We start from the raw sequence: 26,969 nt of genomic DNA on the forward strand, positions 1-26,969 counted from the left end.
CGCGTAACTGAAAGGTCAGGGCGGCATATCGTACGCAAGCTTGCGCTAGGATTCAGCGCTTCTTGGCAAGGCCGCTATTGACTATCTGCTGAGTGTCACTATTTCAGGCACTCGTGTCTGCATTAACTACCTTGGACGGATTGTATTGCTCAAGCTGCTCATCTTTATTCTTGCCCCTTTGGCAAACTTCGATACTAGGGATTCGACGATCTCAAACGTACCTGCGGGTGCCAGAGGCCCCACTAAAATTTCCGCAGACCTCAGTGCCTCGGAGTCGAGGCGGATATCAACATGGGTACGGTTTGGAATATCCCTTACGATATCCACCCCCGTTCTGTGCCAATCTCCTCTGGCTCGGATGTATGCTGCAGAATCCCCCTGATAGGGAGTTTCGGGGCCAGGCGACGCCGCAAGCACAAACCTATACTCCTCCTGAAATGCCCACGCGCTTGGCTTGAAATAAGCGATCTCAGTCCCTTCTCCGAAAAGTGTGAGCTCATCAGGGGTGGGGTTGCTGTACAGGTGCTCAATCGCTGCCTGCACGTCCGGTACGTAGCGAACCCGTTGACCAAACATTGCTTTCATCTCTGGAGTGGGCGCGAGCGTAATGTTCGAGGCAAGCATCTCCTCCAGGCTATACGGGGCTTGCAGGTCAATGAATTGAAAATTCTCGTGCCACCTGATGTCGATGGGATGCCAGATGAAAGGATCGGGTCTCAGGGAGAGTCGAATGCCCTTCATCCCATCGCCGTACATTGCCCATTGTGGAATGCTCTCTTCACGCGCTGCCGACCAACAGCTCGCGAACGTTCGTGCCCCAAGCGGGAAGTGGCCAATCGAACGGCCCTCCGTAACATCATCAAACTGATCCAACCTGGTGAATCGCAGCGTCTGATGCCTGAGAATTAAGGCGAGGGTGCTTACCGTCGTGTAGTGATGCAGCATGGGGGAAGTCCAGTACAGGATGTGGTGGCAGGGCGCGCTCGCCGCTAACGCAATCACTTCCATGCTACTGGATTAGGCCTGATTGCGTGTACCTTCAGGTCGTCTAACGATGCCTAGGCATCCTTACTCAGTTGCGAGTTTAAATTCAATGCATGTGCAAGCGGCTCCTGCAGCAGGTACCTATAAAGGTGCCCAGTATTTTTTTATAGGTGCCGACGCCCGCATTACCTGACTCTAACCTTGTCGCAACAGCCGACAGTAAAGGTGACCCAGTGAGAGCAATCGAGAAGGCAGTGGCCGAGTGTGAATCTGTCCTGCGGGCCGATTTGACGTACAACAAGGAACACGGAATCTGGCCAAGCACCAACCGTGTCATCGAGCGCATGCTTGGCATGCGTCATGATCTCGGTAAGGCTTACCAAGAGCTATATAAACAGCTGCATAGCCATGAGCGAGCACTGGATTCGTTCCTCGACATGCTCGTTTATTTGCCAATAGGCTGGAGTCCCGAAAAGGCTATCAAGGCCCGACAGGATCGAGAAGAACTCGTCTCGGTGAATAGCCGGATTGCCTCGTTGGCGACTCAGCTTGGCGGGCTGCTTTCCCGGCGCACCGAAATTGAAGAAACGTCTGGCTTTAGCAGCGAAACGCACTATCACATTCTCAACGTTATGAAGGATGCTGCGGAGCACAACCATCATTTCGGCTTTTATGTTGAGGATGAATTAGATGGCCTTTATAACCAGTACGATCTCAAGTACTGGCCAACTCTGAGCGATTTCGCAGAGGCGCTTGCTGCCGATGCACGCGATGCCATTGTCGTCGCAGACAACCCCGTGACGGCCGCTGCGACAGAGAGCCGGAAGCCCGGGCTCACGGATTTCCTGAGAGCTTACTATTCGAAGCTTGATGAGCGTTCGATGAAGCAGGGTGGTTTGATTCCAGACACCTTTAGATTGTCTGACTCTGCCCTAGCGTCCTTGCTCAGCTGCGTTCTGGATCTTGGCCCCGAAAAGTTAATGAGCGCCGAGGCAGTGAAGCGTTTCCGCCAAGGGGAGCGGAGTAGGAAAGCAGGATGAGTGAGCGTGGCTCATTCAGTATGCATTTTGGGCCAGGGCGTGGTTCAAGCGGTGGACGTCAAGAGGCGTGACTGATGGATTGGTTGACGACGTATTGAAATGCTTCAGCCTTCAAACCATGGCATAGGTGCGCAGCAACACGATCTATCGTCAGCGTAATCCGGTGAATATCACCGCTCATTTCCCCACAGCACGGCGCTATCCGAACCCGTCAAGCTTGGGGGCTTTAACCGGTTTACAGACCGCTTTCATCCCGATTATAAACGTACCTTCCGTGGGGCCTGGCCCCAAGACGAAATTATCTGCGACGCATTAGGGCTTCGCCGTCAAGATAGGAGTCAGGGAATGCCCGCAAAGATTCAGGTCTCGGAAGCTTACTGCGTAGAGCTTGGGGAGGTCGTTTCCATTACTGATGCCCGCAGGGCCTACTTCTCGCAGCCTGAGCCCAGAGCTCGCTTCACGTTTCAGTGTTCTTATGCTGACTGCATGGCGTTGACAAAGCGACCCACAATCACGGCGGTGAACTATGCAAGCCTGCCTCAGGACACCTATCGGGCAGCGCATTTTCGCGACCCCGGCGTGGGTCATGCGCCTAGTTGCCACTGGCAGGGTGAGGAAGCCGCTGTAAGCGATCAAGACCAGGGTGGAGAGGCTGTCCATAAGGATCGAGAGGCCAAACGTAAGCTCCATGATTTCATCGATGAGTTCGATCCCACCGCCGTCAAACCGAAGGATGAAGAGGGGGTCTCGGGGAGTGCTGGATCAAAACCTGCCCACGGTCGCGGGCCAGGCCGCAGCGGTGTTGCGAAGGGCAGTTCCTTCTCAACCAGAAACCGGACTAGCAGTTTCGAGCGGCTCGTCGAGTATTATCGCAACGCGCACAAGGATCTTCCGAGCAACGAGTTCTTCGGCCTGCAGCTGAGGGTTACCGGTGAAGGGGAGATGCCGCTTATCTCCTACTTTCCAAACATATCGAAAGCGGCACCCGACTCACCCAATCGGGTTATCCATGGCGGGGCTCGGCTGGAGCCGCGCAAGAGTAGTGGGTTCATGTTCTGGTTCATCGATCGTGTCGATGGAAAGGGCGTTTACCTGAAGGTCACCAACCAAGAAATGGATGATTACCGGTTCCGAGGTTTCTTTAATGACATCCTTGCCCAAGATGACGCTGACTATTTCCGCGTTTTCGGTCTGGGACGTCTTGTGCTTTCTGACACCGGTAAAAGCTACAGGCTTGAGATTGATGACCTCAACCGCCTGACGATTTTTGCGGTCAAGAAAAAGCAGCTCAACTAATTTTTGATGGGCGAGGGATCCTTGGTAGTCGGCCGATAACCTGAGCGTTTGTGTCTGGCGGGTAGCATGATGTCGGCGTGCGCGCGTTTGAAGTTCTGGTTGAGATCAAACTCGATGAGCACCTGATCATTCAAGTGAAAAGGGGCTCGGCGAGCATGCCACGACTCTGACGTTGGCACATGTCTACTTGCCATCATAAAGGGCAGGGGCATACTCTTCAGTAAAGCGATTGTTGCCATCCAGGGGAGCTAAGCAATATTAGCTCTAGGATGTGGCGCTGGCGCAGACATCATCATCTATCGCGCACCTTCCCCGCGTGCATGGACGCAAGTAGGCAATCAATGAGCTTTTTTACTCAAGCAGAAGAAGATTCACTCGCTATTCGTCGGATGATCTTGCATGTCGTCGGCGCTAAAACGTTCGAGGCAATGCGAGAGCGAAAACCCGAGCATACTGATTTTTTCCAGACCAAAATCCTGGAGCACGCAGCAGACTCCGTTTTCAGTTTCAAAACCAACTCAACTACAAGGCTCGCGCTGGAGTCCATTGCACAGGGTTCGACGACATTCCAGAGAGGAGCGCAGAGCCTTTCGAGAGCATTCAATACACTGCATAGGGGCGGAAGCGCCGATGGTGTACTTTGCATTTTCGAACTGGACGTCGGTGTCGCTGACACCGTTGTGTATAGCTTTATCAAGTACGACTACAAGGTGGCTTTGGTACAGAACGGCGCCAAACCTGGAGATGCGTTACGCCGCATTGTGACGGCCTTGATTGAGGACAAAAAAGCTGTACAGAAGACAGCGTTGATTCGAGTCGTAAACGGTGTTGCAGAAACAAGCGTCTCGGCCCGCGACCGGAAAAAACAGGCCCCTGACCTTGCCGACTACTTCGAGGAGTTCCTAGGCGTCACTCGGACGATATCTGAGCAGGAGCTGAGCCACATGGCCAGCAAACTGCTCCGCCGGACGCTCCAGACTTGCAAGGATCTACTCCCGGATAAGGATGTTGCAAAAGCCTTCCGGCATGCTAAAGGTATTTTAGGCAAACGGCTTAAGGTTGATGAGGATGCCATTATCGAGGCGGTGCTGTCTTCAGCCGGCGACCCGACAGATGACAAAACCGTACAGCGGCTTGAGCGCGAGACACGCAAGCGAGTGCGCGAGAGCAAGCTCCATCATTTGGAATTTAAGCCTGATCGTTCAGTGCTACGACAACCAGCAATCCGCAAGCTTCGTACTATTGAAGGGGTCACTGTCACCTTCCCAGACATTCAGACCAATCCTAACGTAGTCATCAATAATATCGACGGCGGGGGGAAAAGAATTGTCATAGAAACCAAGGAAATCACGGAGAACGGTCTTGTCGCTGAACGACTTGGCAAGCCTACTTAATAGCGAAGCCAGATCAGGACGAGCGTTTATTTCCGAGAGCGAAATCGACGTATCCATCGCCAAGCTTTCAGCTGATTTGACGCTGCGTTTAATCAAGCTCTGTAAGACCGCTGGAGTCGTATGCTTGGCATATGATGACGAGTACTCGCACTGTGACGAGGAAGACATTCATGATGATATGGGCCAGTTTCGCCTAACTATCACAAAGCCCGAGAGACCAGCTGAGGATGCGGATCTTTATATCCTCACTGCCAGTGGCTTCTCGGACTTCCTACGTAAGGGGAACGAATCAAATGTATGGAGAATTACAGGCTTAGAGTCCTCCTTTCGCTGCCAGGCAAGAGTGTTCGGAAACTGGGAGGAGCCAATAACTGCGCCTGAAGTCGCGCCGACCAAGTCTCCACGAATGCTCGTCAAAGAAGCAACTGACACCCGAATTGTTCCTGAAGACATCAGACCCTACTTGCTTTACGAATCTACCTTGAACCCAGCAGATCCTCTCCATGGCATATGGGTTTCACACGCATTCGACTCGTTGATCCGCTGCATCGCTAACGAGGTCAGCGCATCTGATCGAAGGCTCATTTTCAAGGGGCCACCGAAGCTGAGCCTGGAATACCATGATCGTGATCATGGCACTGATGACGTGTTGGCTTTCAAGGACTTCCAAGGTTTGCAGGACGCCGCAGTGTGGGTCTACGAAAACGCCCGAGAAGCGGAGATGAAGTACGTCCTTCTTTCTACGGAGATCGCGCGTTCAGGACGGTCAGATGGTGAGGTGATCACCTATTTCCGAGAAAATCTCGAGTCAGCGCTGGATTGCGCAAAAATTGCTTACCAAATGGCGATTTCAGAAGTCACCAAGGACACACTGAAGTCGTTGGGGGATTTACGTAAAGCCGTCACCGAGGAAACATCCAAGGCCACTGACGCAACGCGCCAAACAGTAACGGCAATCACAACCGCTGCTGGGGTCGGTATCGGACTAGCGGTAGCCCGAATGAGCATCGCGATCAACCCTTGGGTTATCCTGCTGGTGATGATCATGGTCTGGCTATATGTCGCGAGCATTGCCTATTCCGGGTGGCATTTTATCCTCGGACAGCGTGAACTACGGAAGCAGTGGCAAACCAAGCTGTATCGCTTTCTCTCGTCCAATGACTATAAAAATATGGTGATTGACCCTGTCAATCGCGCGGAGACGCTCTTCAAGCTGACGGCTATCTGGGGTGTTTGTGTATTGGCGGTATGGGCTCTAGGTGTCGTGTTGTTCGCATTTTATACGATACCCTTTAACGCCAAACTGCCAGCGGAGCGAAAGGTCATACAGCCCGCAGAAACATATGAGCAACCGCGACGTCATGTACCCAGAGAGCCACGTGCGGGGTACGAATATCCGTACCTAATCCATACCCAGGACAGCATGCCGTCATATCCCGAAAGCTAAGCCAGCATGGAGCGAGATAATTGGGCATGTTCGACTGGTTGTTCCGACGGCGCACCACCCAGCAGTCCAAACTAAAACCAGCAAAGCCCGACGCAGGTCAGCTTTTCAAGCTCAGCAACAGATTCATCACGATACATTCCATTGGCTACCACGGACTTGTAACGCGTTCGCCGGCAAAAACATGGGTGCTCTCCTGGAAAGACTCAACGCCAGATGGTATTCGGGACGGGAGCCGGGAAGCAGGCGAGGGCAGGTACGTCCTTGTCGACGTAGAGGGGAACGCGGTTCGAGTAGATGCCCGCATGGCGCGTCCAAACAATGGTGCGGTAGCCGACAACGGCACCTTTTGTCTTGAAGACTGGCATTTCGGGAACGCCTTGTCCGGCACATTCCATGTCTTCAGTGCTCAGGGAAAGCCGATCATCACCAAAGAGCTTTCCGCCAACATACTGGACAGCGGGATCTCGCGATCTGGACGCCTGGCGTTCTGCACGACAGCCAATAGCCCCACAGAGGATGGGCATAAGCTGTTCCTGTTTGACCTCAAAGAAGGCCGCCAGCTCTTCGCTGTCACCCCAGGCCGCGCCTGCGAGCGGTTCGAACTTGATGAGGCTGCTCAACAGCTTGTGGCAAAGGTTGCAGGGGGAGGTGAATACCGCTACGGGGCGGATGGTGACCTCGTGGATGAGGGCGCAGCAGATGTCGCGCTGCTGAGATCGGCGGACTACACAGCGGTTATCCTCACCGCTGAATCCATGCTCAAAGGTAACCCGGATACTGAGGAGTTGGAGTCTATTTCGGCGGCACTGATCCGGGCTCGTGGTCTAGGCGCCGACGATGATCCCGCGTGGAAGCCCGCAGCATTGAAGGTGCAAGGATTGGCCCATGAGGCGCTTGGTCAGGCTTCCGAGGCTATCGGGTGTTACGAGGAGGCGTTGAGGCTGAATCCGAAGATCGGGGTCAAGCGGAAGCTTGACGGCCTGACGAGGCGACAGCTCTGACTGTCTGAGCACCTAGCTGAATGTAGTAGGAAGCGGGCTTGCCAGACAAAACATCATCCGCTTTTCTTACCGGCGCTACCGGTCACTATACGGTTGCAGTAACCAAATACTGCCAATTCAGCGACACACCAAATGTGGTAACAGGTTGGCAAGGATGGTGTCTGTTTGATTAAGGCTGGAGTATCCGTATCGCGCCTGGCATATAGCAATGTGGGGGGTCAGATTTGAAGGTATTTATCAGTTCCGTTGTCCGTGGTTTTGAGACTTACCGCGCCGCCGCCCGGAAAGCTGTTGGGCTCCTTCAGCATCAGCCAATCATGTGCGAAGACTTCGGTGCACGGCCTGACTCGTCTCAAGTCGCATGCATGACAGAGGTCGACCAGGCTGACGTGGTGGTCTTGATCCTTGGGGCTGACTTTGGTTTCAAAACAGCCAGTGGTGAGTCCGTCACACAGCAGGAGTTCCGACGTGCTAGAGCTGGCGGGAAGAGGGTGCTTGCCTTTCTCCAAGACGTACCGGTTGAAGGGCCTCAAGAAGCTTTCCGGTGGGAAGTGTCTGACTACGTCGATGGATTGTTCCGGGTGACGTTCACCAATGAACACGAGCTCTCAGACGCCATAGTCCACGCGCTGAATCAGCTCAATGTCGTGAGAGGCGCAGTTTCAGAGCAGGACTTTGTTGAGCGACTCCAGCAATGCCAGGGATATCGGGGCGATCACAGTCGTGATACCCGAGTCGAAATTGCCTTTCTTCCACAGCCCGAGCTATTCGGCACACTTCGGCAGGTGCACACAGAGCACGAAGCGTTCTTCCTCAAGCTGTGCCAAGCAGGTCTGAGCAAGTTAAAGGATGGATACCAGGATTACGACCAGGGTGACCTAACCGGTATCGACGCAGACACCGTATCGTGGCGTCATCACGATTCCGGGATGGCTTGGTTCTCCGCAGCGCTCACGGCTTCCACGTCCAGCCATGATTCTTTTGCCGGCCATTACATATCCCCCAGCCGCGTGCGAAACATCGCCGAGGCTGCGTTCGGACTGATCACGCATGGCCGAGGAGGGTGGTTTCAACTTGCCCTATTTGACCTGTCATACAGACTGTTCCAAGAGCCACCATCATTACCTTCGAATAGCCTTTCTATGCCACATGGCCAGGAAGAGCATGTGATTGAACGTCAGTTGCTGATCCCTGCATCACAAGCGTCGTATAACCGGTGGGTGGACGATGTACTGTTCAGGATGGGGCGCAAGCTCGCGTCCTGACGCTGATATTGAAACTGCCGCTCCGTAGCCCGGTGCTGGTTTGCACGGCAAGCGGAGCGCGCAGGCGTGAGGATGGAACGTGACGAGGCGGAAGCCGAGGCGCGGTTCACAACAGTCGTCCCGTAAGGGCACGCGCCAGTTCACAAGGCATTTATTCTCTAATCTTCAGATTACGAGCAGGCGGCAGGATGAATCATAGCTATAAATTGCCGGAAGCAGCCTCAGGTATAGAGTTAGTTGATCGTGGAATTTAGATGGGCGAAAGGACTGTGCTTTGTATATGACGAATGAGCCTTGTTACTTGAGCTTGCTGCGCAGCCAGCTCATTACGTGAATCAAAATTTTCAGCTTGCGATAGAAGTTATCCGCGTCGGCCAAGAACCCCAGCTGCTTGCGGAGCTGTGCCATCTCGCTTGTCACGGCGCTATGGGTCTCGGTGCCAGCCATGCCTGCTGCAATCAAGTCTTGGTCAACCTCGCACAGTCGGCGATGCCAGGTAATATCGACTGCGTGGCGCTCAAAGTAGCGGCGGTTGAATGCGCGGTGCTTGCCGAGCAAAAACAAGTAGGTGCCAAAGCCCGCCAGAAAGACATGCAGCACGCTGATCTCAAGGCCCTGAGACGTCAGAAACTGAGCGATTTGTGGCGTTTGCCAGCAGCCGACTGCGAACAACACAGGCCATAGGGCAATGACGAAGAGTGCGTGGTTGGTGGGGGGATAGTGCAACAGCCAGGTGGGGATGGGGTGGAAACGGGTCATAGCAACTCCTGTTGGAAGGCTGTCCTGGCCTGAGGGGCCAAGACTCGCTCAAGCATCGCGTTTTCCTCAGATCCCGTTCAACTCAACTGAATGCATTTGGTATCCCCATCTGACGCCCTACGCCCGCTTGTAGTGGTCTACCAACCCCGGACACCTTTTTAGGCGAAGATGATCGCCATGTAGAGGTGTCGATGAGCAGACAACGACGTACTTTCACTCCTGCCTTCGAGCGTGAGGCTGCCAGCCTGGTGCTCGACCAAGGCTACAGCTGCCCCGAGGCCGCCAAATCCCTCGACGTGGGTGAGACCGCATTGCGCCGCTGGGTCGCTCAGTTGCAACTAGAGCGTGGAGGCGTCACGCCTTCTGCCAAAGCGCTCACGCCTGAGCAGCAGACGATCCAGGAACTTCAGGCACGTATCAACAGGCTGGAGTTAGAGAAAATCTTAAAGGAGGCCACTGCGCTCTTGATGGCCGAGGAGCACGGGCGCAGACGTTGAAGTCGATTCGGCAGTTGGCCAAGCACTATCCTGTTCAGCTGTTGTGCTCGCTTTTCGAGCTGCCCCGATCGTGTTACTACGCCTATCTGGCACGACGGCGTCGCATCGATGTACGCCGAGTGAGTCTGCGCAGTCGCGTAAACGAGCTGTTCAGCCAAAGCCGTAGCTCAGCTGGTAGTCGCAGTATCGTTGCCATGCTCAAAGACGAAGGCACCGAGGTCGGACGCTTCAAGGTCAGAGGCTTGATGAAGGAACAGGGATTGATCAGCAAGCAGCCAGGCTCTCATGTTTACAAAAAGGCCACCGTCGAACGTCCTGATATTCCCAATATCCTCGACCGGCAGTTCACCGTTGCAGCGCCAAACAGGGTCTGGTGCAGCGATATCACCTATATCTGGACGCAGGGTCGATGGAGTTACCTAGCCGTCGTCCTGGACTTGTACAGCCGTAGAGTGGTGGGCTGGGCAATGTCTGCCAAGCCTGATTCCGAATTGGTCATCAAGGCGCTCGACAGAGCTTACGAGATGCGTGGCAGGCCGCAGGGTGTCCTGTTTCATAGCGACCAGGGCAGCCAATATGGCAGCCGTAGTTTCCGTCAGCGGCTCTGGCGCTATCGGATGACGCAAAGCATGAGCCGACGGGGAAATTGCTACGACAACGCACCCATGGAGCGGCTGTTTCGTAACTTGAAGACGGAGTGGGTATTAACGGTGGGCTACATGACGACAGCGCTGGCTGAGCAGGACATTGGCCGCTATCTCATGCAGCGCTACAACTGGGCAAGGCCGCATCAGCACAACGGTTTCGTGCCACCAGCGGTTGCGGAAGAAAGACTTAATTCTGTGTCCGGGAATTGTTGACCACTACAGATCCTCCCCCCCGGTGTGAAGGGCGGGGCACGGGGGGAGGCTATCCAAGTACGCTTGAAGCTCCGCCAAGAACATGCAGTGACCTTTGATCTTGGTCAACTCTTCCATTAAAAGACCAAGCCGGAACACCATCAGCTTCGCTCGGCCACCTTCCAGCGCAATACCATCGCGCTTTTTCGCATCCGGCGCGCTTTTCGAAAGAGCCACCAGGTGCCTTCCATCCGCGTACCGTTTGATGACCCAGTGGGAGAAGGTATGTCGAAACTCCCTGTGCATCTCAAGCGTCTCTACCGCTGAGATGACGCCGGCCTTGTGGATATTCAGGGCAGTCTCACAGGCCTCTTTCTTGGTGTGAATCAGTACGTCGGTATCGTTCAGGGAGTAGGCCGAATCACTGGCGGTACCGATCCTTTTCTCCTTGAGTGTGGCGATAAGCTCACGGCACAAGGCGTCAGCAATGCAGTACATCTGGACGAGTTCACCGATCAGGGCGAATTCGTCTTTGCCGATTCCCAGTAGTAGGCGCTGCAACTCGGCGCTGCCTTCGGCCTTCTCCAGCCGTCCAATGATCTCGCGAGCCTCATCCTCTGCTGATCCAACCATCAAGCGGTCTGCTTCCATTTTTTCTTTCGCCCTGTCTATCAAACCAGCGGGGTAGGCTCAGGTGACTGCGGCGCCATCAACACGATCATCGAGTGATCCTATCCCAGCTCTGTTGGCGTCAACAGGCTGGGGTTACCGATTTCTCTACTGGACGAGCTCAGGGGCAAACATTAATAGCGCATCCAATGGGCCCTCTCTTAATTTAGCGTGGTCTGAGGCAATGGCGACTTGTTGTTGACTTGTAACCTGCGCTTGTAGATTGAACTCACATACATCGAACAAATGCATAAGCATGCCTAGCTGTCTCATCAAATATTAAAACCACCGAAGGCAAGGGGCAAACGGGCGGCCACCTTGAGACTGACGCCCCATGTCCCTAATATACTCATATACGGAATTATTGAAGAAGCTCGCTCTAGGCTTGAGGCTCTTATTGGCTTGGCGGAGTGATTTTTCGGGCCGAGGAGGGCGGTTGTTTTCCGCTGCTGGTCTAGTCACGCGCGTCTCGTTACACATCTCGCGATGGCTAGTCCAGCATGCCCGAAAAAATGTTAATTTTGACCGATTCGATCACCAATAGTGAATTACAAACGTTCTCGCACCAGCCCATGATTCGGCCTGCCCGAACAATTTTTTCTTCATCGCTGCCCGAGATGCGGACAAATGGAGTCCAATTTGGATTTGGCAGCACGCCCGTAATTCGGACGCTCAGCCTTGCCTGAGCATGATTGGCAGCCCAGCTCGTAGGCGGTGCAAGACAAAACTCGTAAAATTCCCGAGCATCAAGCGGGGTCAACGAGTAGAAACTTTTATGCTTGATATAAACTGACCAGAGGAGCAGTTTTTCAAGTGCTACCAGCTTTAACCGATCCGCACTGCATGAACGGTATACCCGAAGTACCTCTAACGACTCCAGCGCAATTTTTAAGCGGTTTCTTGGAAAACAGCTTGCGACATAGGCTTGTCCTTGAGTCTTTGAAAGAACGAGCACTTCTCTCTGTTGCATACCAAATAATGGAGGCGGGTGCTCCTGAGTGTGATAACCGGCGTCCAGATCCGCAGAGTCTTGTTGGTGGACGGCCCCACGTGCTTTCGAAACCTGCTTACGATTCCAACTCAATCGATACTGGCGCGAGCTTTCGCTTCGTGATGGACGAACGGGTGCTGGCGTATCAAGCTGACTAATACGAAAACCCACGGCTCGCTCAAGCAGCTCGCTAGGAGAACACCCCAACCCAGGCATTTTGGGAAGTCTCCACATTAGCTTGTTGAGCAAGGCTTCCGTAAGTATTGGATTGCCTTCGTCCGGAGATGGAATAGCGCTCAACCCCAGACTGTGCCTGTATCTGGACATCGAGTCTATGAGGGCCTGGGGGACGGGGATGTTGTAGTCTCGCAGATGACCTCGCATGATGAAGTGCGGATCGCTGGAACCTATCGATGAAAAGCACGCCATTGAAAAGTGACTGCGCTCTGAGCGCCACTCTTTAAAGCTGAGGCGAAGGTGATAGCAGGCCGAAAACACAAGCAAACCACGCTCAGAAACCTTGGTGGCTGGCGTCAGGTTTGCGAGGTATTTAAGGTATTGCTGAGCTTGGAGGTCATCCTGGTCACTGAACGGCGCTCGCGGTGCTCTGTACAAATCGGAGCTCGACAGCCTGGGCTGTACACCCAAGTCCGTGCCTAAAAACTCGAAAAATCGGTTAGTTATGTATCCGAGTGCAGGATCTGCGATCGACTGTGCGAATGGCTTCCAGTCTTCGTTATGACGTTCGGTGCCTTTATTGATGACAAATCTTGCCTTCCGAGCGCCAACCCAGGCCTCCGGTGGCCGCGCGCAGAAGGCGCTGAAGGCCCTGAGATCCGATGCCGCAAATTCGCTCAGTGGCTTCCTTGCGATGCAAATTGCCCAGAGGACGAATTTTTCAAGGAACACCACGGTTCGAAATTTACTTCGTATAGAAGAAGAAAGGCTATCGGAGTAGCGGCAAAAATGCTCGTAGGTTTCGACTGCGCCTATTTCGGATGGGAACGAGGCAAAGTAGCCCAAGATTAGGGTCGATTGGGATGTGGAGCGCTCATCGGCTTCGACGTTGCCGTTGGCTTCGACACGGTGTGCGGTTTCACCACGGTCTGTGAGGACTGATCTCGGGAACACCTTTTACGTCCTTGATGGGGCCGATTGGAACGATGCACCGGCACCAATCTAGCTAAATCAGCAGGTTTGGCAATCCTGGAGGACGAGCGCATGGCGAATCACAGTATTTTTCCGTTTTGGTTCCGACAGCGGCGTCAAGACGCCGAAAATGCGCTTTAAAGTAAAGCAGGGATTTCAGGGGGTTGGGTGCGGCGGAGATTTGGGTCGGAATATTTTTCCGTTTTGGTTTCGACAGTTCAGGACGGAAAAAATAAGGAATGCGTCGCCCAAACGTCCTAAACGTTCCGTTTTCGTTCCGACATTGATTGGCTTGCATCTCGGGTGTCACATGAGCTGTCGGGGGCAACATATTGAGAGGAATTATTTCCGGTGATGCGACAGGATTCCGTTTTGGTTTCAACACTCACATCTGGAGCACGATTGAGGTCTCAGTCGTGGAAGTAGCAGATCGGACATTCACAACATAACATCGCATTTAACATAATATAGATTATGCGAATTACTCATTAGCCAAGGCATAGCAGCCGAGTTCTCCGTTGGGATTTCGATTGCCTTCCTCCAAGCTCTATTGGCAAATCCAGGCCGGCAGGTATCCGAGCGTCGTCGGTTTGTATCGGCGACATTTTCAGCGGAGCGTTGCGCATCGATCACCGTGATGGTGATCAGGCTGGGTTCAGCTGTCCTTGCTTTACTCGGAAACCACGGCCGTGTGAATCGCCTGTGATTCGGTTGCGGACTGGCCGGCTACGGTCTGTTCGGAGGTGGCGTTACGGGCCTGTTCTTGTAGCGCGGCAAAACGAGCGGCGAACGCAGGCGATTCTTCAGCAAAGGACATGGGCGAAAGGATCAGGGCGCAAGCGGCGAGCGCTGCGGCGGATAGAGTATTGCGAGTCATATGGAGTACCTCAAAGTGCGCTATGGCGTGGAACTTGAGCGCAAGCTTAGGACCCACTCTCGATCGGAAACAGGTGACCAGGCATGAAGCACTATTACCGCATACGTAACAGTCTTACTTAAAAGCAATGCCTGTGACCGCTCAATCATCTCGCTTGAATGCGCCCCGAAACTCGCTGGGCTTGAGACCGGCCTGTTTGCGAAAGAAACGGCTGAAATATGCGGTATCTGCGAAACCAAGGTCACGCGCGACCTGTTGGATATCGAGGCTCGTGTAAGCCAGTTGGCGCTGGGCCTCCCGAACGATGCGTTCGCTAACGATCGCGCTGGGCGCAACACCAGCCTCTTCCCGACATACACGGCCCAACGTGGTCGTCGTCATTCCCAAGGCCTCGCTATAACGCCCAAGTGTCCAATGACTACGGAAATGTTGCTCTACCAGTTCGCGAAACTGCCGCAGCACAGCGGCCCGCCGACTCTTTCCCGGCCGCGGCGCCGTGTTGATGGACGCGTCCAGCCGTGCGGCGTGGATTAGCAAGGCCAGCAATAACGAGTGTCCCGCCGCAATGTTGCCCCGGGCGTCGCTTCTCGCCTCCGCCTCGATCAGCTGAATCAAAGGCCAGATTGGTTCGCAGCCGTCCGCTTGCCAGGGCAAAGGCACGACGCTGGGGCGTTGCAGAAAGCCCAGCAAACCGGGCGCGACGATCCGCGCCATCGATTCCAGCGGCCGTTGCGCCGCGGTAAAGACCGGCCCGTCGGTGTCGCGGTGATAACTGAACGCGTGCACCGTGCGGCTCGGCAGGACCAGGATGCTCGGCCCGGCGAAAGACAGACGCTGGTTCTCCAGAGAAACCTCGCCGCCACCGCTGCGGATATAGAACAGCTGCAGCAAGGCGTCGTGCTGATGAGGCTTGATCTCCCACTGGTACTGCTCGCTGCGTTCGTTGATCCATTCGCAGTGCAGCATGTCGCGCCAGGCTGGCTGGGCGGTTTCGCCATACAGGCCGTAATTGGGGATGCGCTTCATCGTGCCTCTGGTTACGGACGGTCGTAATCACAAATACAGTGCCCGACAGATCGCGGACTTGAAAGTGATGCGATTGTCCGGTTGGTTGTTCGATTTGTCACATCTCGATGGCGTTAAATGTAACAAGTTGTGCAATTCGCCGTAGCGCTCTGCTGTTCATCAACGCTGCCACGGCCTCGAAATAATCAGACTCCTATGAATATGCCTGCTTGGCGCGAATGGCTGTTTTCAGCCAAGGCGCTGATCGCTGCCCTGCTCGCGCTGTATATCGCGCTCGCCATTCCGCTGGACAACCCCTACTGGGCGATGGCCTCGGTCTACGTGGTCTCGCACCCATTGTCCGGCGCTACGCGCTCGAAGGCGATCTACCGTGCGCTGGGCACGCTGCTCGGCGCGGCGGCATCGGTAGTCATCTTGCCGATATTCGCCCAGCAACCAGTGATGCTGAGCCTGGTGATGGCGCTGTGGATCACCACCCTGCTCTATTTGTCACTGCTCGACCGTTCTCCACGCAGCTACATCTTTTTGCTAGCCGCTTATACCGTGCCGCTGATCAGCCTGGCCGAGGTCAACCATCCGGAGAGCATCTTCCATGTCGCCTTGGCCCGTTCCGAGGAGATTCTGCTGGGCATCGTCTGCGCCAGTCTGGTCAATGCCGTCTTGTTTCCGAGCCGCATCGCACCGGTGCTGAATGCCCGCATGACGCTTCTGCTCGACGACGCACGGGCGGCGACACGTCAGATGTTGAACACAACAGAGCCAGACGCCTTCGATCAGCATGCGTTGCACCGCCTGATGATCGACGTGATGGGGCTCGACGGCATGATCGTCCACCTCGAGTACGACAGCAGCAGCCATCTGCCAGCCAGGTATGCGCGCGATTTTCGCGCCCGGATGGCCATGCTCACACCGCAGCTGATCTCCTTGGGCGATGCGCTGCGCCATCTTCGCCGGCATTTGCAAGAACCGCTGCCCGAACTCGAAGACCATTTACAGCGAGTTGCCTGCTGGATGCAGGGCGACGATGCCCAAGTCACTGCGCAACAGCTCGGTGCGCGCAGCCTGCAATTGGAAACCGAGCTGGGTGACAGCCGTCCGGCACACCGGCTAGCGCTCGCCAGCGCCCTCGGCCAGCTGCGAGCCCTGGTCGAGCTTTGGCAGGACGCCCTGATCCTGCGCCAATGCTTTGCTGACAATAATCCAACGCAACCGCCGGTGTTGCGCTACCGGGTGCGTCAGCTGATCGGCGCGCCGCGTCATTACGATTACGTGTTGCTGGCGTTCTCCGCGATATCGGTCGGCCTGCTCGTGCTGCTCATCAGCCTGTTGTGGTACTTGTCGGGCTGGCAGCACGGTTACACCGGCGTGTTCATCGCTGCCGTCGCCAGCTGCTTTTTTGCCAGCCAGGACAACCCGGCGCCCTTCATCAAGTCGTTCCTGATGGCGACGCTGGCTTCCATCGCAACGGCGACGATTTATCTGTTCGCCTTGATTCCCAACGTGCATGACTTCGGCAGCCTGGCCGCCCTGCTCGCGGTGCCGCTGTTGTTGCTTGGCACCCTCGCCGGCCGTCCGCAGTACACCGGCACGGTGATCCTGCTGGCGGTGCAGACCATCTCCACCATCACCATTCAGGACAGCTACAAGGCTGACTTTGCGTTGTTCGCCGACATCGCGCTATCCACCGCTTTGGGCGTCGTCCTGGCGCTGATCTGGGCGCGCCTGACCAGGCCATTCGGCACACAATGGGCGGCGCGAAGGCTCGCGCGTAGCGGTTGGATCAGCCTGTCGCGCCTAACACTGGCAAAGCAGAAGCAGGATTACGACAGCGTCGCCTCAGAAGTCATCGATCGCACCGCACAGCTGCTGCCGCGTCTCGGCCAATTGGATGACCATGGCTTGGCGCTGCATGACGCCACCCGGGAGTTGCGGATCTGCTTCCGTCTACTGGAGCTCAAACAACTACAGCTGCCCGTAGCGATCCAGCAGCAGCTTCAGCCGATCTTGATCGCCGCGCGCGCCTACTTCCAGCGCTGCGCAAAAACCCATCACCCAGCGCCCGCACCGGACAGCCTGCGCCTGCTATTGGACGAGGCTCTGCAGCGGTTGCTGCCGCTGCCCGGCCAAGTGACGCGCGAGGCCTGCCAGGCCTTGCATGGCTTGCGCCTGGCTCTGTTTCCCGATGCGCCGGTCGTACCGTCGCCGCACGAAAATTCTGAATTCGACTCCCTCGGAGCGTCCGCATGATCGGTCATCTGAATATCTATGGCGTCTACGTGCCGATGCTGCTGGTACTGATGCTCGGCACCTATTTGCTCAAAAGTCTTCTCGCCATGACCCTGGCGCGCCTGGGTTTGTATCGCTGGATCTGGCACCCACCGCTGTTCAATCTCGCCCTGTACGTAATGGTCCTTGGCGCCCTGTTCACCCTCACACCGGGACTCGAATCGTGAAGAAATGGATACCTGCCACCGGCTCCGTGGTGCTGACTCTGCTGGCCGTAGGCATCGCCATCGCTGTCAGCCTGCACCTGTGGGATTACTACATGGAAGCGCCCTGGACCCGGGATGGCCATGTGCATGCCGACATCATTCAGGTTGCGCCCGACGTCTCCGGCCTGGTTACCGAACTGCGGGTGCGTGACAACCAGAAAGTCAGTCGTGGCCAAGTGCTGTTCGTCATCGACCAGGCCCGCTTCGAACTTGCCGTCGATGAAGCCGAAGCCACCGTTCTTGAGCGTCGTGCCCAGCTTGACCAGGCGCGCCGGGAAGCCAAGCGCAACCGCGTGCTAAAGGACCTGATCGCGGCGGAAACCGTGGAAATCGGCAACACTCAGGTCAAGCGCGCCGAAGCCGCACTAAAGACCGCCGAAGCAACGCTCGGCGTGGCCCGCCTCGATCTCAAACGCACCACCGTGCGCAGCCCTGTGGACGGCCACCTCAGCGACCAGACCATGCGCGTCGGCGACTACGTCAGAACCGGTACGCCGGTGCTTTCAATTGTCGATACCCACTCGCTGCGCGTCGAAGGCTACTTCGAAGAAACCAAGCTCCACGCCATCGAAATTGGCCAGCCGGTGGATATTCAGATCATGGGCGAATCCCAGCACCTGCACGGCCACGTTCAGAGCATCGCCGCAGGCATCGAAGACCGTGATCGCGCACGTGGCAGCTCGCTGCTGCCCAACATCGACCCGAGCTTCAACTGGGTCCGCCTCGCCCAGCGGATTCCGGTGCGCGTAGTGCTGGATGAGGGGCAGGAAACCGGGATTCGACTTGTCATCGGCCGAACAGCGACGCTCTCCGTGCTGCCCTGGACGAAAAACGCCACAACGGAGCCGGCCGCGCCATGAGCCGCCATTACCTGATCGCTCTGCTCGCGGTCTTCACTACGCTTAGCGCCTGCACCACCGTAGGTCCCGACTACCGGCTGCCTGACGACGCCGCGATTCAACGCGTCGAGGCTCAGGCGCCGTTCGATCTGGCCGGCAATGCGAAGGTGATCCAAGCCGAGTTGTCGGCGGACTGGTGGAAACTCTATGACGACCCACTCCTTGACCAGCTCGTGACCGAGGCGCTGGACCGCAGCACCGATGTTCGCCTCGCCTACCACACGCTCCGGCGCGCCTATGAAGGCTTCCAGATGGCCCAACACGCGCAGGAAGTCGAGATTGGCGGCGCCGGTTCGCTCGCGCGTGGTCAGATATCAAGCGAATCACTGGCGCTGCAGGAAAAAATCCCGGTGATGAACCTCGCCGATGTGGGGCTTTCGATCGGCTATCAGCTCGATCTGTTCGGCAAGCTCAAACGCGCCGCCGAATCGGCCGGCGCCAGTGCCGACGCCAGCGCAGCGGCGCTGGACACCGCCCGCATCACCGTCGTGGCGCAAGTCGTGCGCAACTATGTCGAGGCTTGCCACGCGAGCGAAGAACTGACCATCGCCGAGCATTCGCTGGATATTCAGCGGCGGCAACTGGACGTGGCCACGCGTCTGTTGGTCGGCGGACGCGGCAACGAGGTGGACGTCGCCCGAGCACGCGCTCAGGTCGAAGCACTGCGCGCCGAACTGCCGCCATTCGAATCGAAGAAATCCGCCGCGCTGTACCAGATCGCCGCCCTGCTCGGCCGTACGCCCGGTGACTTGCCTGAGACGGTGGCCGCCTGCAGCCATGCGCCGCAACTGGGCCAGCCGATTCCGGTTGGCGATGGTGCCGCGCTGCTCAAACGTCGTCCGGACGTTCGCGCGGCAGAACGCACGCTCGCCGCGGCCACTGCAGATATCGGCGTCGCGACCGCGATGATGTACCCGGAAATCAACCTTGGCGTCTCGGCCGGCTACACCGGCATGCTCGAACACATGGCCGATCCGATCACTCGCCGCTGGGAATTCGGACCAGCAATTTCATGGCATTTCCCGACTCAGGTCGATCGCGCCCGGGTGCGCGCCATGGAAGCCGGCGCCGACGCCGCCCTGGCCCGCTTCGACGGCACGGTGCTCAACGCCCTGCGCGAGACGCAGACGCTGCTGACGCAATATGCCCATGATCTGGAACGCAACCATGCCCTGCGCGATTCCCGAAACGCCGCCAGCCGCGCCGCCGATCACACTCGCCGGCTATATCAGGAAGGCCGTTTGGCCTATATCGACAGCCTCGATACCGAGCGTACCCTCGCCTCTGCCGAAGCCGCATTGGCTAAATCAGAAGCACAGTTGTCGTTGGATCAGGTCAACCTTTTTCTGGCATTGGGCGGCGGCTGGGAAAGCGTCGATCCGGGCCGACCGATCCGACAAGCAGGAAGATAAACGCGAGACTACAACCGGCCATTGCACCGAGTGGTATAGATGCGTCTGGATGGCTCGCCGGGAACCGGCAGCGGCGAGCCTTTGGCGAGACAAGACTGGCTTGGATGAGCGCAGCGATACCCAGCACCCCTGCAAGCAGTCAGGGCTAAGGGTCGAAACCTTAAGCGTGTGGAATTCAAGCCAACGATCGCAAAGTGACCGCTTTCGACACATTGCGGCCGTTAAGAGTCGAGAGAACTCGGCCAAAAGCGGCGGTAGCCGCATTATCTAATTGGCTGCTTAGATTACCGTATCTGTCCCTGTTGTTCTGTTCTGCGCATAGGCGGCAGCACAGCAAGGAGATTGTCATAGCGGGTGCCCGGATGAAGCTGATGCGAACCCTGGCTAAAACTCAGCCGTTACTTGACAAACGGCTTCCAGATTCACTCTGTCAGGGGCCCGTACATAAGCCGCATAGTAACCGGAGTGGTAATGGGGCCTGAGCCCCGGTGCCCCGTTGTCCTGTCCGCCAGCGGCCATGGCAGCCGCATGGAACGCGTCAACCGCCTCATGACTCTGCGCGATCAGCGCTATGTGTACGCCCTGGCTGGGGACGGGAGAGTCATGCAACCAGAGAAATGGCTTTCCTCCAGAACCGAATCCCAGGCGCCGAGGCGTCGATTGAGGTGGATTGGCCTCAATGCTCACAACCAAGGTAATCCCTAGTGGCTTGAGCGCCTGCTCGTAGAAGGCGCGCGCATGCGAAATGTCCGAAACACCGATGCCAACATGGTCAATTGCCGAACCAGTGAAGTTGTTCATCAGAAAACTCCATAAGACGCCGATCGCTCGGCAGGTTAGTAGGCTCGCTAACAACTTAGTAGGCTCGCTAACAACAGCGGGCATTGTTCATTGTTGCCAACTTGCGCGGTCGCGTCAGGAGCCGCTAGGCATTCTTGGGATTCAAAGGAAGATCAGCGAAGGCAAAGCAGTCGCCCCGTGCCCGTTCAGACCTGGGAAGCCCCGCCGTCGGCGAACAGCTCGGCGCCGTTGACATAGCTCGACGCATTGCTCGCCAGAAAGAGCGCGGCTTGGCCGATCTCGTGCGCCTGACCGATCCGGCCGAGCGTGCTTTTTTCGCTAAGGGCATCAATCACCTGCTGCGCGTTATCGCCAAGGACGTCGCGCAGAGACTGGGTGTCCACTGGCCCAGGGCTGAGCAGGTTGATGCGCACACCAGAACCTTTGATGTCCAGAATCCAGCTGCGCACCAGCGCCCGTAGCGCAGCCTTGGTGGCTCCGTAGACGCTCAGACCGGGGCCGGGGTTGATCGAAGCGGTCGAGCCGATGACGACGACACTGCCGTCCTGGCCCATCAACGGCAACGCGCCCTGCACTGTGAAAGTCGTGCCCTTGACATTGGTCGTGAAGACCCGATCAAAGACTGCTTCGGTAATCGATCCCAAAGGCTCGATTTGACCAATCCCGGCGTTAGCGATCAGCACATCGATACGGCCATGGACCGCGCTTATGTGCGTGAACAGCTCGGTAAGGTCGCCCGGGTTCGAGATGTCGGTCCGCACGGCGGAGGCGTTCCCACCTAGGCGGCTCACGGCTTCGTCTAGTTGAGATTGGCGGCGCCCGGTGATGATCACGTCGGCGCCCTCTTGGGCAAACGCTTCGGCGATCGCGAAGCCGAGGCCCGAAGAACCGCCGGTGACCAGCACAACCTTGTTTTTGAACTGCATGGGGAATACCTCAATGCGTGAATATGTAGCGGACACTACATGCGTCGATAACTGTTCGCAAGTTATTTAGTGATCACTAAAGAAATAGACCCGGTATTGCATTGAACATGGCTGTAGCGATCGCTACAGTCGTCGTATCGACCGTGAGAGATTTCCATGAACGAAAAACCCCGGCGACGCCGCCCCGCCTTCGACCGCGAGCAAGGGATAGCCATCGCACAGGCACTGTTTCACCAGCACGGTTTTGACGCGGTCAGCTTGTCCGACCTGACCGAGGCCATGAATATCAAGCCGCCAAGCTTCTACGCCGCCTATGGCAGCAAGGCCGCGCTGTTCGAGCGGGCAATGCATCGCTATGCCAATGAAAATGCGCTGCCGATGGACACGCTACTGGCGCCGGACCGACCACCCGCCGAAGCGCTGACCGCGCTGCTGGTTGCCGCTGCGAAGCAGTACGGGCGTGACAGGGCTTTGCGTGGCTGCCTAATCACCGAGGGTATGCGCGCTGACGATCCGATTGCCCGCGATATGGCAGAGAAACTAGGCGACGCTGGAGTCCAGGCGATCCGCTGTTATTTGGATCAGGTCCGCCCGGACGCTGCGCAGGCGCTGGCTGACTACCTGCTGGTCACCCTGCGGGGACTGTCTGCGGCAGCGTGCAGCGGCATGTCCTGCGAGCGCCTGGTGGAGGTGGCGCAAACTGCCGGCAAGCTTATTTCCCAAGCGTTCGAGGCAAGCGACAGCGCTACGGACGCCTGAGTAAACAGCATTGCCGCTATCGCCCGGGCGACTCAGCGATCAGTGATCGTCGTACCGGCGATGCGCTCGGCGAATCCGACTCCCAGCAGCTTCGCCGGCGTCTCGAAACCCGGCCGCCGCTCGCCGCTCAATACCCGGCGCGCCGCCTCTACGGCAGCGATTGGCGTGTAGGTGTAGCCGTTGACGGTCTCGATTACTGAACGGGCAACTGTGCCGTCAGCGCCGGTCACTTCAGCCACAGCTCGGGCGCGATGAGCTTCACGCTGTTGCGCGTCCGGGCCCTCGGGAAGCTGCGAAAGGTCTCCTTGGAACGGATCGCCGGAGAAGTGCACGAACATGGCAATGTTGGGAATACCGGTGGAGTGCCAGCCGGTGACCAGATCACCGAAAGACAGTGGAGCACACAGTTCCAGGCCGTCGCCAAAATCGAAGTGTCGCGGTTGCGCATCGGGAGTTAGCACGAGCTGTCCGTCAATCCGGGCCAGCAGCCCCGCTCCAATGATCTCGCTGACGCTCAGGGCCGATCCGCGTGACATGGAACCCGCAACCTGAAGTGCAATGCTAAGTGACTGCGGATCCTGCACACGGCGGGCAACATGCACTGCGAGGCAGTCTGTCGGCACCACGTCCCAGCCAACGCCAGGCAAAAGCATGACGCCTGACTCGGCCGCCTCAGCGCCCAATCGCTCAGCCAACCGGTACACATTGATCTCGGCCGTGATATCCAGATAGTCGACACCCACCTTGATGCAGGCCCGCATCAAGGCATCGGCGGTTTGCGCGAAGGGCCCGGCAAGGTTCACCAGCATGCCGACGCCTTCAAGGGATTCGGCCGCCCGGGCATCGGGCATGAACACGCGATAAGGTACGTCCAGCTGTGCAGACAGAACGCTCAATTTGTCGTGACTGCGCCCGGCAATGACGATGTCCATTCCCTGCGCAACGGCATATTCGGCCGCCATGCGCCCCACGTAGCCGGTTGCGCCATAGATCAGTAACGTCTTCATCGGACGTGCTGCCAGTTCTTGTAGACGAACTCAAGGCTGTAGCCGTCAAGGTCCAGGACGTTAGCGGCGTAGTAGTTCGGGTCATAGTGCAGACGTGCGCCCGGTGCGCCGTTATCGACCGCGCCCTGGGCCAACGCGGCCGCATAAGCAAATTCAACTTGGGCTTTGCTGTTTGCTACAAAACCGACATGCACCGCTCGGCCTTCGACTTCACCCTGGCGCAGCCAGAAGAACATCCGGCCGTTTGCGCCGAAGCCTTTCAGGTCCGGGTGCCCGGGTGGGCCGTCCTTGCCGTCGTAGTCCAGGCGCGCGGTGATACCGAGGGGCATCAAGGCCGCTTCGTAGAAACGGATAGAGCGCTCAATGTCGCTCACAGACAGAAAAATATGATCCAGCATGACAGGTCCTCGATTGCTCAGATGATGTAGCCGCCCGCGACTTCAATGCTCTGGGCGTTGATCCAAGCCCCCTCTTCCGACAGCAACATGACGATGATCCGGGCTACATCTTCTGGCTCACCGACTCTGCCAAGCGCCGTTTGCGCAGCCAGTATCGCCTCGAACTCGTCATTGAGCCCGCCACCCAACTCGGTTCGAATCGCCCCGGGTGAAACCGCATTGGCACGTATACGCCGATCGCCGAATTCCTTGGCCATATAGCGCGTGAGCACTTCCAGCCCACCTTTGAACGCCGCATATGGCGCCACCCCGTCGGTGGCCACGCGCGTTGTAGCGCTGGTCAGGTTGACGATGCTGGCGTTTTCTTCCAGTAGCGGCAGCAAGGCCTGCGTCAGAAAGAATGGGCCCTTGAGATGAACACTGAACAAACCATCGAACTGCGCCTCGCTGACCGATGCCAACGGGTTGAACAGGCCGTAACCGGCGTTATTCACTAAACCTGTGAGCGTGCGTGTACCCCAAATCTCTTGGAGCGCAGCGAGGACCGCCTCTCGGAACGCTTCGAAACTTCCGACATCCGCCACATCAAGCTTGAGCGCAACGGCCTTGCCGCCCGCTTGTTCGATGCGTCGCACTACCTCATTTGCGGCGTCTGGATGATGGTTGTAGGTAAGGATGACACCCATGCCGTGGCGGGCGGCGTGTTCCGCAGCACTGGCACCAATTCCTCGACTGCCTCCGGTAATGACGATAACGCCCATGACGTGCTCCTTGGCTGATTGCATGAGCCACCACATTAAGGGGCCTCGTCATCGCGAACGCAGCCGTTCCTACACGAAACCTGCCTGTTTCTGCTTTTTGCTTGCACTGCTCATGTTCCGCCATTCAGCATGGCCAGCATGAACGATCAACTGACAGAAATCCGCACCCTCGCCGCCAAGGCCGAAAACCGCCGCACAGAGACGGGCATTCCGCGCGTCGCCATGGTCCAAGGCAAGATTCCCGAGCATATGCTGGCGGCGGTTTATGACCCGATGATCAACCTGATCCTGCAAGGCAGCAAAACCATGACCGTGGGCGACCGCACGCTGCGGTATGACCCGGCGACCTATTTCGTCATGTCCATTGAGCTGCCCGCAGTGGGCATGGTGCATCCAGCAGCATCAGGCGAACCCTACCTGGCCGTCAGCCTGACACTCGATCCAACCGTGTTATCCACGCTGCTCACCGACTTGCCCAAACCTGTCGATCGTCATGAAAGCGACCCTGGTTTCTCAGTAGCCGCCGTCACGCCCGAGCTGATGGACGCCTGGGTGCGCATGTTGCGATTGATGGGCAACCCTGATGCCATCGCAGCCCTCGCCCCTGCGTACGAACGCGAGATTCTGTTTCGCGTACTGCAAGGCCCCCATGGCTGGATGCTGCGGGAGATTGCAGCACCGGATACCGCCATGGCCCGCGTGAATACGGCCATCCAGTGGATCCGTCGAGATTTTGCGGAGCCCATCAGGGTAGAAAGCCTGGCGCAGAGGGCGGCGATGAGCGTCTCGGCCTTTCACCGCCACTTCAAGGCAGTAACTACCTTGAGTCCGTTGCAGTATCAAAAACGTGTTCGCTTGCTCCAGGCGCGGATGTTAATGGTGGCGAGCGGCAAAAGCGTCACGGCCGCGGCATTCGAGGTAGGCTATGAAAGCCCGACGCAATTTAGCCGGGATTATGCCCGGGTATTTGGCCTTCCTCCTGCCAGGGATGCTGGAAGGATTCTGGGACAAGCGAAGGCATCCAGAGACTAACGGGTGGATTGGGGCGCGAAATCCCCCATGAGGCTTTAGTTTGCCTATCCGACCAGCGACAGGCAGTAGTCGGCCCGCTTCCAGTCATTCGCTGAACTACCACCAGCCCAAACTGATTTCTAACTTCTTTCCCCGCCACCAGACGAGCATCATGGCAAGGCTTACATGCGCACAGGGTAATGATTGATGGACATGCTCCATGCGATGCGAGTCTTTGTACGGGTAGCCGACGCCGGCAGCTTCACGGCGGCGGCGCTGCAGTCCGATACGTCGACCGCTCAGGTTTCCCGGCTGGTGTCGGAGCTGGAGAACCATCTGCAAGCGCGTCTTTTACACCGCACCACGCGGCGTTTGGCGCTGACCGAAACAGGCGAACGCTTCCTTGAACAATGTCGAGCAATTATCGAACAGGTCGAACAGGCACGCGTCGAAGCCGGCGGCGCGCATCTGGTGCCCAAGGGGCGGCTGCGGGTGCATTCCACTATCGGCTTGGGGATTCAGTTGCTGGCGACGCTGGCTGGGCGCTACAACGAAATCTATCCGGATGTGAATCTGGATCTGCTGCTGTCCCAGCGGCAGCCCGATCCGTTGGAAGACAACCTCGACGTGATCATCACCCTGTCGCGCGAACTGCCGGATTCCGAGCTGATCGCCCAGCGGTTGGGCACGGTGTTCCATGTGGTCTGCGCGTCGCCAATCTATCTCAAGCAGCATGGTGCGCCACAGGTGCCGGCCGATCTCGAACACCATCGGTGCCTGCGCCTCGCCGATCCGGTGTTCAGCGATAGTTGGAGTTTCGTCGGCGATGACGTGGAACAGACGATTCGGCCGGGCGAAACCTTCAAGGTAAACGTCGCCGAGGCGATGAGCAGCGCTGCCGAGGCGGGAATGGGCATTTGTCTTCTGCCGGACTATGTGGCTGTCCCGGCGCTGCAACGGGGCTCGTTAGTGCGGTTGCTGCCGCAGTTCCGCCTGCAGGAAAAATCCATCTATGCGCTCTACCCTTCGCGGCGGTTCCTCGATGCCAAGGTGAAGACCTGGGTGGAGTTTCTCAAGCAAGAACTGCCGCAAGCATTTTTTGGCTATCACGAGGTGCTGCAGAACCCTGAATACTGGGCCTGAGCATTGTTACCGATTCGGTAAGAGTTCCTCTCGCCAGTCGCTATTTTTCCGGCACCCACCAAACTTTACTATTTGTTTCAGAGGCATGACGGCGGTTGATCACCATCCCGCCGCCCGTCGTTCGAT

Annotated in this window: 24 protein-coding genes and 1 pseudogene; 14 read left to right on the forward strand and 11 right to left on the reverse strand. The window is 57.1% G+C overall.

The features are described 5' to 3' along the window. Window positions 1–126 precede the first annotated feature (126 nt). On the reverse strand, window positions 127–945 hold the full coding sequence (locus D7241_RS06640; protein ID WP_408100832.1) for a hypothetical protein: 819 nt from the start codon (window positions 943–945) through the stop codon (window positions 127–129). Window positions 946–1,217: 272 nt separating this feature from the next. Here D7241_RS06640 and D7241_RS06645 point away from each other — a divergent pair, with 272 nt between their 5' ends. The 6 genes from D7241_RS06645 (at window position 1,218) to D7241_RS06670 (ending at window position 8,427) form a co-directional block, all read left to right on the forward strand. Then, window positions 1,218–2,024, forward strand: a complete 807-nt coding sequence (locus D7241_RS06645; RefSeq protein WP_408100833.1) for a hypothetical protein — start codon at window positions 1,218–1,220, stop codon at window positions 2,022–2,024. 345 nt (window positions 2,025–2,369) lie between these two features. Then, entirely contained in the window at window positions 2,370–3,320 is a 951-nt protein-coding gene (locus D7241_RS06650; protein ID WP_408100834.1) for an ATPase, read from the forward strand. 341 nt (window positions 3,321–3,661) lie between these two features. Then, a complete protein-coding gene (locus D7241_RS06655) occupies window positions 3,662–4,714 on the forward strand; it encodes a nucleoid-associated protein (RefSeq protein ID WP_408100835.1) in 1,053 nt (350 codons plus the stop codon). Continuing rightward, complete coding sequence (locus D7241_RS06660) at window positions 4,683–6,161, forward strand: hypothetical protein (RefSeq protein ID WP_408100836.1); 1,479 nt, start codon at window positions 4,683–4,685, stop codon at window positions 6,159–6,161. The genes D7241_RS06655 and D7241_RS06660 overlap by 32 nt, the downstream gene beginning before the upstream one ends. A gap of 26 nt (window positions 6,162–6,187) precedes the next feature. Further along, window positions 6,188–7,162: a tetratricopeptide repeat protein gene (locus tag D7241_RS06665; protein WP_408101200.1), complete on the forward strand. Its 975-nt coding sequence runs from the start codon at window positions 6,188–6,190 to the stop codon at window positions 7,160–7,162. Window positions 7,163–7,386: 224 nt separating this feature from the next. After that, the gene (locus D7241_RS06670) at window positions 7,387–8,427 is read left to right on the forward strand and encodes a DUF4062 domain-containing protein (protein ID WP_408100837.1); all 1,041 of its coding nucleotides are present in this window, start codon (window positions 7,387–7,389) and stop codon (window positions 8,425–8,427) included. Window positions 8,428–8,724: 297 nt separating this feature from the next. Here the strand turns inward: D7241_RS06670 and D7241_RS06675 are convergent, their stop codons facing one another. Then, the gene (locus tag D7241_RS06675) at window positions 8,725–9,186 is read right to left on the reverse strand and encodes a hypothetical protein (RefSeq protein ID WP_408100838.1); all 462 of its coding nucleotides are present in this window, start codon (window positions 9,184–9,186) and stop codon (window positions 8,725–8,727) included. A 191-nt stretch (window positions 9,187–9,377) separates the two neighbouring features. Between D7241_RS06675 and D7241_RS06680 the strand changes: the two are divergent. Beyond that, window positions 9,378–10,543 (forward strand): annotated as a pseudogene (locus D7241_RS06680) (IS3 family transposase). Window positions 10,544–10,546: 3 nt separating this feature from the next. On the opposite strand, the gene D7241_RS06685 reads toward D7241_RS06680, so the two are convergent. The 4 genes from D7241_RS06685 to D7241_RS06700 form a co-directional block, all read right to left on the reverse strand. Then, on the reverse strand, window positions 10,547–11,173 hold the full coding sequence (locus D7241_RS06685; protein WP_408100839.1) for a hypothetical protein: 627 nt from the start codon (window positions 11,171–11,173) through the stop codon (window positions 10,547–10,549). Between the two features lie 508 nt (window positions 11,174–11,681). Further along, window positions 11,682–13,313 carry a hypothetical protein gene (locus D7241_RS06690; RefSeq protein ID WP_408100840.1) on the reverse strand — a complete coding sequence of 544 codons (1,632 nt, stop codon included), beginning with the start codon at window positions 13,311–13,313 and terminating at the stop codon, window positions 11,682–11,684. A gap of 688 nt (window positions 13,314–14,001) precedes the next feature. Then, window positions 14,002–14,208, reverse strand: a complete 207-nt coding sequence (locus D7241_RS06695; protein WP_408100841.1) for a hypothetical protein — start codon at window positions 14,206–14,208, stop codon at window positions 14,002–14,004. Between the two features lie 141 nt (window positions 14,209–14,349). Further along, window positions 14,350–15,234 (reverse strand): helix-turn-helix domain-containing protein, encoded by an 885-nt coding sequence (locus D7241_RS06700; protein ID WP_408100842.1) that lies wholly within the window; start codon window positions 15,232–15,234, stop codon window positions 14,350–14,352. Window positions 15,235–15,429: 195 nt separating this feature from the next. Between D7241_RS06700 and D7241_RS06705 the strand changes: the two genes are divergently transcribed. The 4 genes from D7241_RS06705 to D7241_RS06720 are packed head-to-tail and all read left to right on the forward strand — an operon-like array spanning window position 15,430 to window position 20,037. Further along, on the forward strand, window positions 15,430–17,481 hold the full coding sequence (locus D7241_RS06705; protein ID WP_408100843.1) for an FUSC family protein: 2,052 nt from the start codon (window positions 15,430–15,432) through the stop codon (window positions 17,479–17,481). Beyond that, window positions 17,478–17,687, forward strand: coding sequence for a DUF1656 domain-containing protein (locus D7241_RS06710; RefSeq protein ID WP_408100844.1), 210 nt, complete (start codon window positions 17,478–17,480; stop codon window positions 17,685–17,687). Before D7241_RS06705 ends, D7241_RS06710 begins: the two co-directional genes overlap by 4 nt. Beyond that, entirely contained in the window at window positions 17,684–18,586 is a 903-nt protein-coding gene (locus tag D7241_RS06715) for an efflux RND transporter periplasmic adaptor subunit (RefSeq protein ID WP_408100845.1), read from the forward strand. Before D7241_RS06710 ends, D7241_RS06715 begins: the two co-directional genes overlap by 4 nt. Continuing rightward, window positions 18,583–20,037 (forward strand): efflux transporter outer membrane subunit, encoded by a 1,455-nt coding sequence (locus tag D7241_RS06720; protein ID WP_408100846.1) that lies wholly within the window; start codon window positions 18,583–18,585, stop codon window positions 20,035–20,037. Before D7241_RS06715 ends, D7241_RS06720 begins: the two co-directional genes overlap by 4 nt. Before the next feature lie 384 nt (window positions 20,038–20,421). Here D7241_RS06720 and D7241_RS06725 read toward each other — a convergent pair whose 3' ends face one another. Together D7241_RS06725 and D7241_RS06730 are read right to left on the reverse strand one after the other, a co-directional pair. Continuing rightward, the gene (locus tag D7241_RS06725; RefSeq protein ID WP_408100847.1) at window positions 20,422–20,838 is read right to left on the reverse strand and encodes a VOC family protein; all 417 of its coding nucleotides are present in this window, start codon (window positions 20,836–20,838) and stop codon (window positions 20,422–20,424) included. A 185-nt stretch (window positions 20,839–21,023) separates the two neighbouring features. Next, the gene (locus D7241_RS06730) at window positions 21,024–21,764 is read right to left on the reverse strand and encodes an SDR family NAD(P)-dependent oxidoreductase (RefSeq protein ID WP_408100848.1); all 741 of its coding nucleotides are present in this window, start codon (window positions 21,762–21,764) and stop codon (window positions 21,024–21,026) included. Window positions 21,765–21,920: 156 nt separating this feature from the next. Here D7241_RS06730 and D7241_RS06735 point away from each other — a divergent pair, with 156 nt between their 5' ends. Continuing rightward, window positions 21,921–22,523 (forward strand): TetR/AcrR family transcriptional regulator, encoded by a 603-nt coding sequence (locus tag D7241_RS06735; protein ID WP_408100849.1) that lies wholly within the window; start codon window positions 21,921–21,923, stop codon window positions 22,521–22,523. 32 nt (window positions 22,524–22,555) lie between these two features. Here D7241_RS06735 and D7241_RS06740 read toward each other — a convergent pair whose 3' ends face one another. From D7241_RS06740 to D7241_RS06750, 3 genes are read right to left on the reverse strand one after another with little or no spacing between them, the layout of a single operon-like run. Next, window positions 22,556–23,530, reverse strand: a complete 975-nt coding sequence (locus D7241_RS06740) for a saccharopine dehydrogenase family protein (RefSeq protein WP_408100850.1) — start codon at window positions 23,528–23,530, stop codon at window positions 22,556–22,558. Continuing rightward, window positions 23,527–23,928, reverse strand: coding sequence for a VOC family protein (locus D7241_RS06745; protein WP_408100851.1), 402 nt, complete (start codon window positions 23,926–23,928; stop codon window positions 23,527–23,529). Before D7241_RS06745 ends, D7241_RS06740 begins: the two co-directional genes overlap by 4 nt. Before the next feature lie 17 nt (window positions 23,929–23,945). Beyond that, window positions 23,946–24,689, reverse strand: a complete 744-nt coding sequence (locus D7241_RS06750) for an SDR family NAD(P)-dependent oxidoreductase (protein ID WP_408100852.1) — start codon at window positions 24,687–24,689, stop codon at window positions 23,946–23,948. A gap of 138 nt (window positions 24,690–24,827) precedes the next feature. Here D7241_RS06750 and D7241_RS06755 point away from each other — a divergent pair, with 138 nt between their 5' ends. Together D7241_RS06755 and D7241_RS06760 are read left to right on the forward strand one after the other, a co-directional pair. Then, a complete protein-coding gene (locus D7241_RS06755) occupies window positions 24,828–25,721 on the forward strand; it encodes an AraC family transcriptional regulator N-terminal domain-containing protein (RefSeq protein ID WP_408100853.1) in 894 nt (297 codons plus the stop codon). A 186-nt stretch (window positions 25,722–25,907) separates the two neighbouring features. Beyond that, window positions 25,908–26,843 (forward strand): LysR family transcriptional regulator, encoded by a 936-nt coding sequence (locus D7241_RS06760; RefSeq protein ID WP_255976059.1) that lies wholly within the window; start codon window positions 25,908–25,910, stop codon window positions 26,841–26,843. Window positions 26,844–26,969 lie beyond the last annotated feature (126 nt).

The sequence above is a fragment of the Stutzerimonas sp. VN223-3 genome, from assembly GCF_045999685.1.
Classification (GTDB): Bacteria; Pseudomonadota; Gammaproteobacteria; order Pseudomonadales; family Pseudomonadaceae; genus Stutzerimonas; species Stutzerimonas stutzeri_AR.

What these genes read in the sequence shown, in the direction of transcription:
- D7241_RS06640 (WP_408100832.1), bottom strand. Translation starts at nt 945, where the DNA reads ATGCTGCATCACTACACGACGGTAAGCACCCTCGCCTTAATTCTCAGG.
- D7241_RS06650 (WP_408100834.1), top strand. Translation starts at nt 2,370, where the DNA reads ATGCCCGCAAAGATTCAGGTCTCGGAAGCTTACTGCGTAGAGCTTGGG.
- D7241_RS06655 (WP_408100835.1), top strand. Translation starts at nt 3,662, where the DNA reads ATGAGCTTTTTTACTCAAGCAGAAGAAGATTCACTCGCTATTCGTCGG.
- D7241_RS06665 (WP_408101200.1), top strand. Translation starts at nt 6,188, where the DNA reads ATGTTCGACTGGTTGTTCCGACGGCGCACCACCCAGCAGTCCAAACTA.
- D7241_RS06675 (WP_408100838.1), bottom strand. Translation starts at nt 9,186, where the DNA reads ATGACCCGTTTCCACCCCATCCCCACCTGGCTGTTGCACTATCCCCCC.
- D7241_RS06685 (WP_408100839.1), bottom strand. Translation starts at nt 11,173, where the DNA reads ATGGAAGCAGACCGCTTGATGGTTGGATCAGCAGAGGATGAGGCTCGC.
- D7241_RS06695 (WP_408100841.1), bottom strand. Translation starts at nt 14,208, where the DNA reads ATGACTCGCAATACTCTATCCGCCGCAGCGCTCGCCGCTTGCGCCCTG.
- D7241_RS06700 (WP_408100842.1), bottom strand. Translation starts at nt 15,234, where the DNA reads ATGAAGCGCATCCCCAATTACGGCCTGTATGGCGAAACCGCCCAGCCA.
- D7241_RS06705 (WP_408100843.1), top strand. Translation starts at nt 15,430, where the DNA reads ATGAATATGCCTGCTTGGCGCGAATGGCTGTTTTCAGCCAAGGCGCTG.
- D7241_RS06710 (WP_408100844.1), top strand. Translation starts at nt 17,478, where the DNA reads ATGATCGGTCATCTGAATATCTATGGCGTCTACGTGCCGATGCTGCTG.
- D7241_RS06720 (WP_408100846.1), top strand. Translation starts at nt 18,583, where the DNA reads ATGAGCCGCCATTACCTGATCGCTCTGCTCGCGGTCTTCACTACGCTT.
- D7241_RS06725 (WP_408100847.1), bottom strand. Translation starts at nt 20,838, where the DNA reads ATGAACAACTTCACTGGTTCGGCAATTGACCATGTTGGCATCGGTGTT.
- D7241_RS06730 (WP_408100848.1), bottom strand. Translation starts at nt 21,764, where the DNA reads ATGCAGTTCAAAAACAAGGTTGTGCTGGTCACCGGCGGTTCTTCGGGC.
- D7241_RS06735 (WP_408100849.1), top strand. Translation starts at nt 21,921, where the DNA reads ATGAACGAAAAACCCCGGCGACGCCGCCCCGCCTTCGACCGCGAGCAA.
- D7241_RS06740 (WP_408100850.1), bottom strand. Translation starts at nt 23,530, where the DNA reads ATGAAGACGTTACTGATCTATGGCGCAACCGGCTACGTGGGGCGCATG.
- D7241_RS06745 (WP_408100851.1), bottom strand. Translation starts at nt 23,928, where the DNA reads ATGCTGGATCATATTTTTCTGTCTGTGAGCGACATTGAGCGCTCTATC.
- D7241_RS06750 (WP_408100852.1), bottom strand. Translation starts at nt 24,689, where the DNA reads ATGGGCGTTATCGTCATTACCGGAGGCAGTCGAGGAATTGGTGCCAGT.
- D7241_RS06755 (WP_408100853.1), top strand. Translation starts at nt 24,828, where the DNA reads ATGAACGATCAACTGACAGAAATCCGCACCCTCGCCGCCAAGGCCGAA.
- D7241_RS06760 (WP_255976059.1), top strand. Translation starts at nt 25,908, where the DNA reads ATGGACATGCTCCATGCGATGCGAGTCTTTGTACGGGTAGCCGACGCC.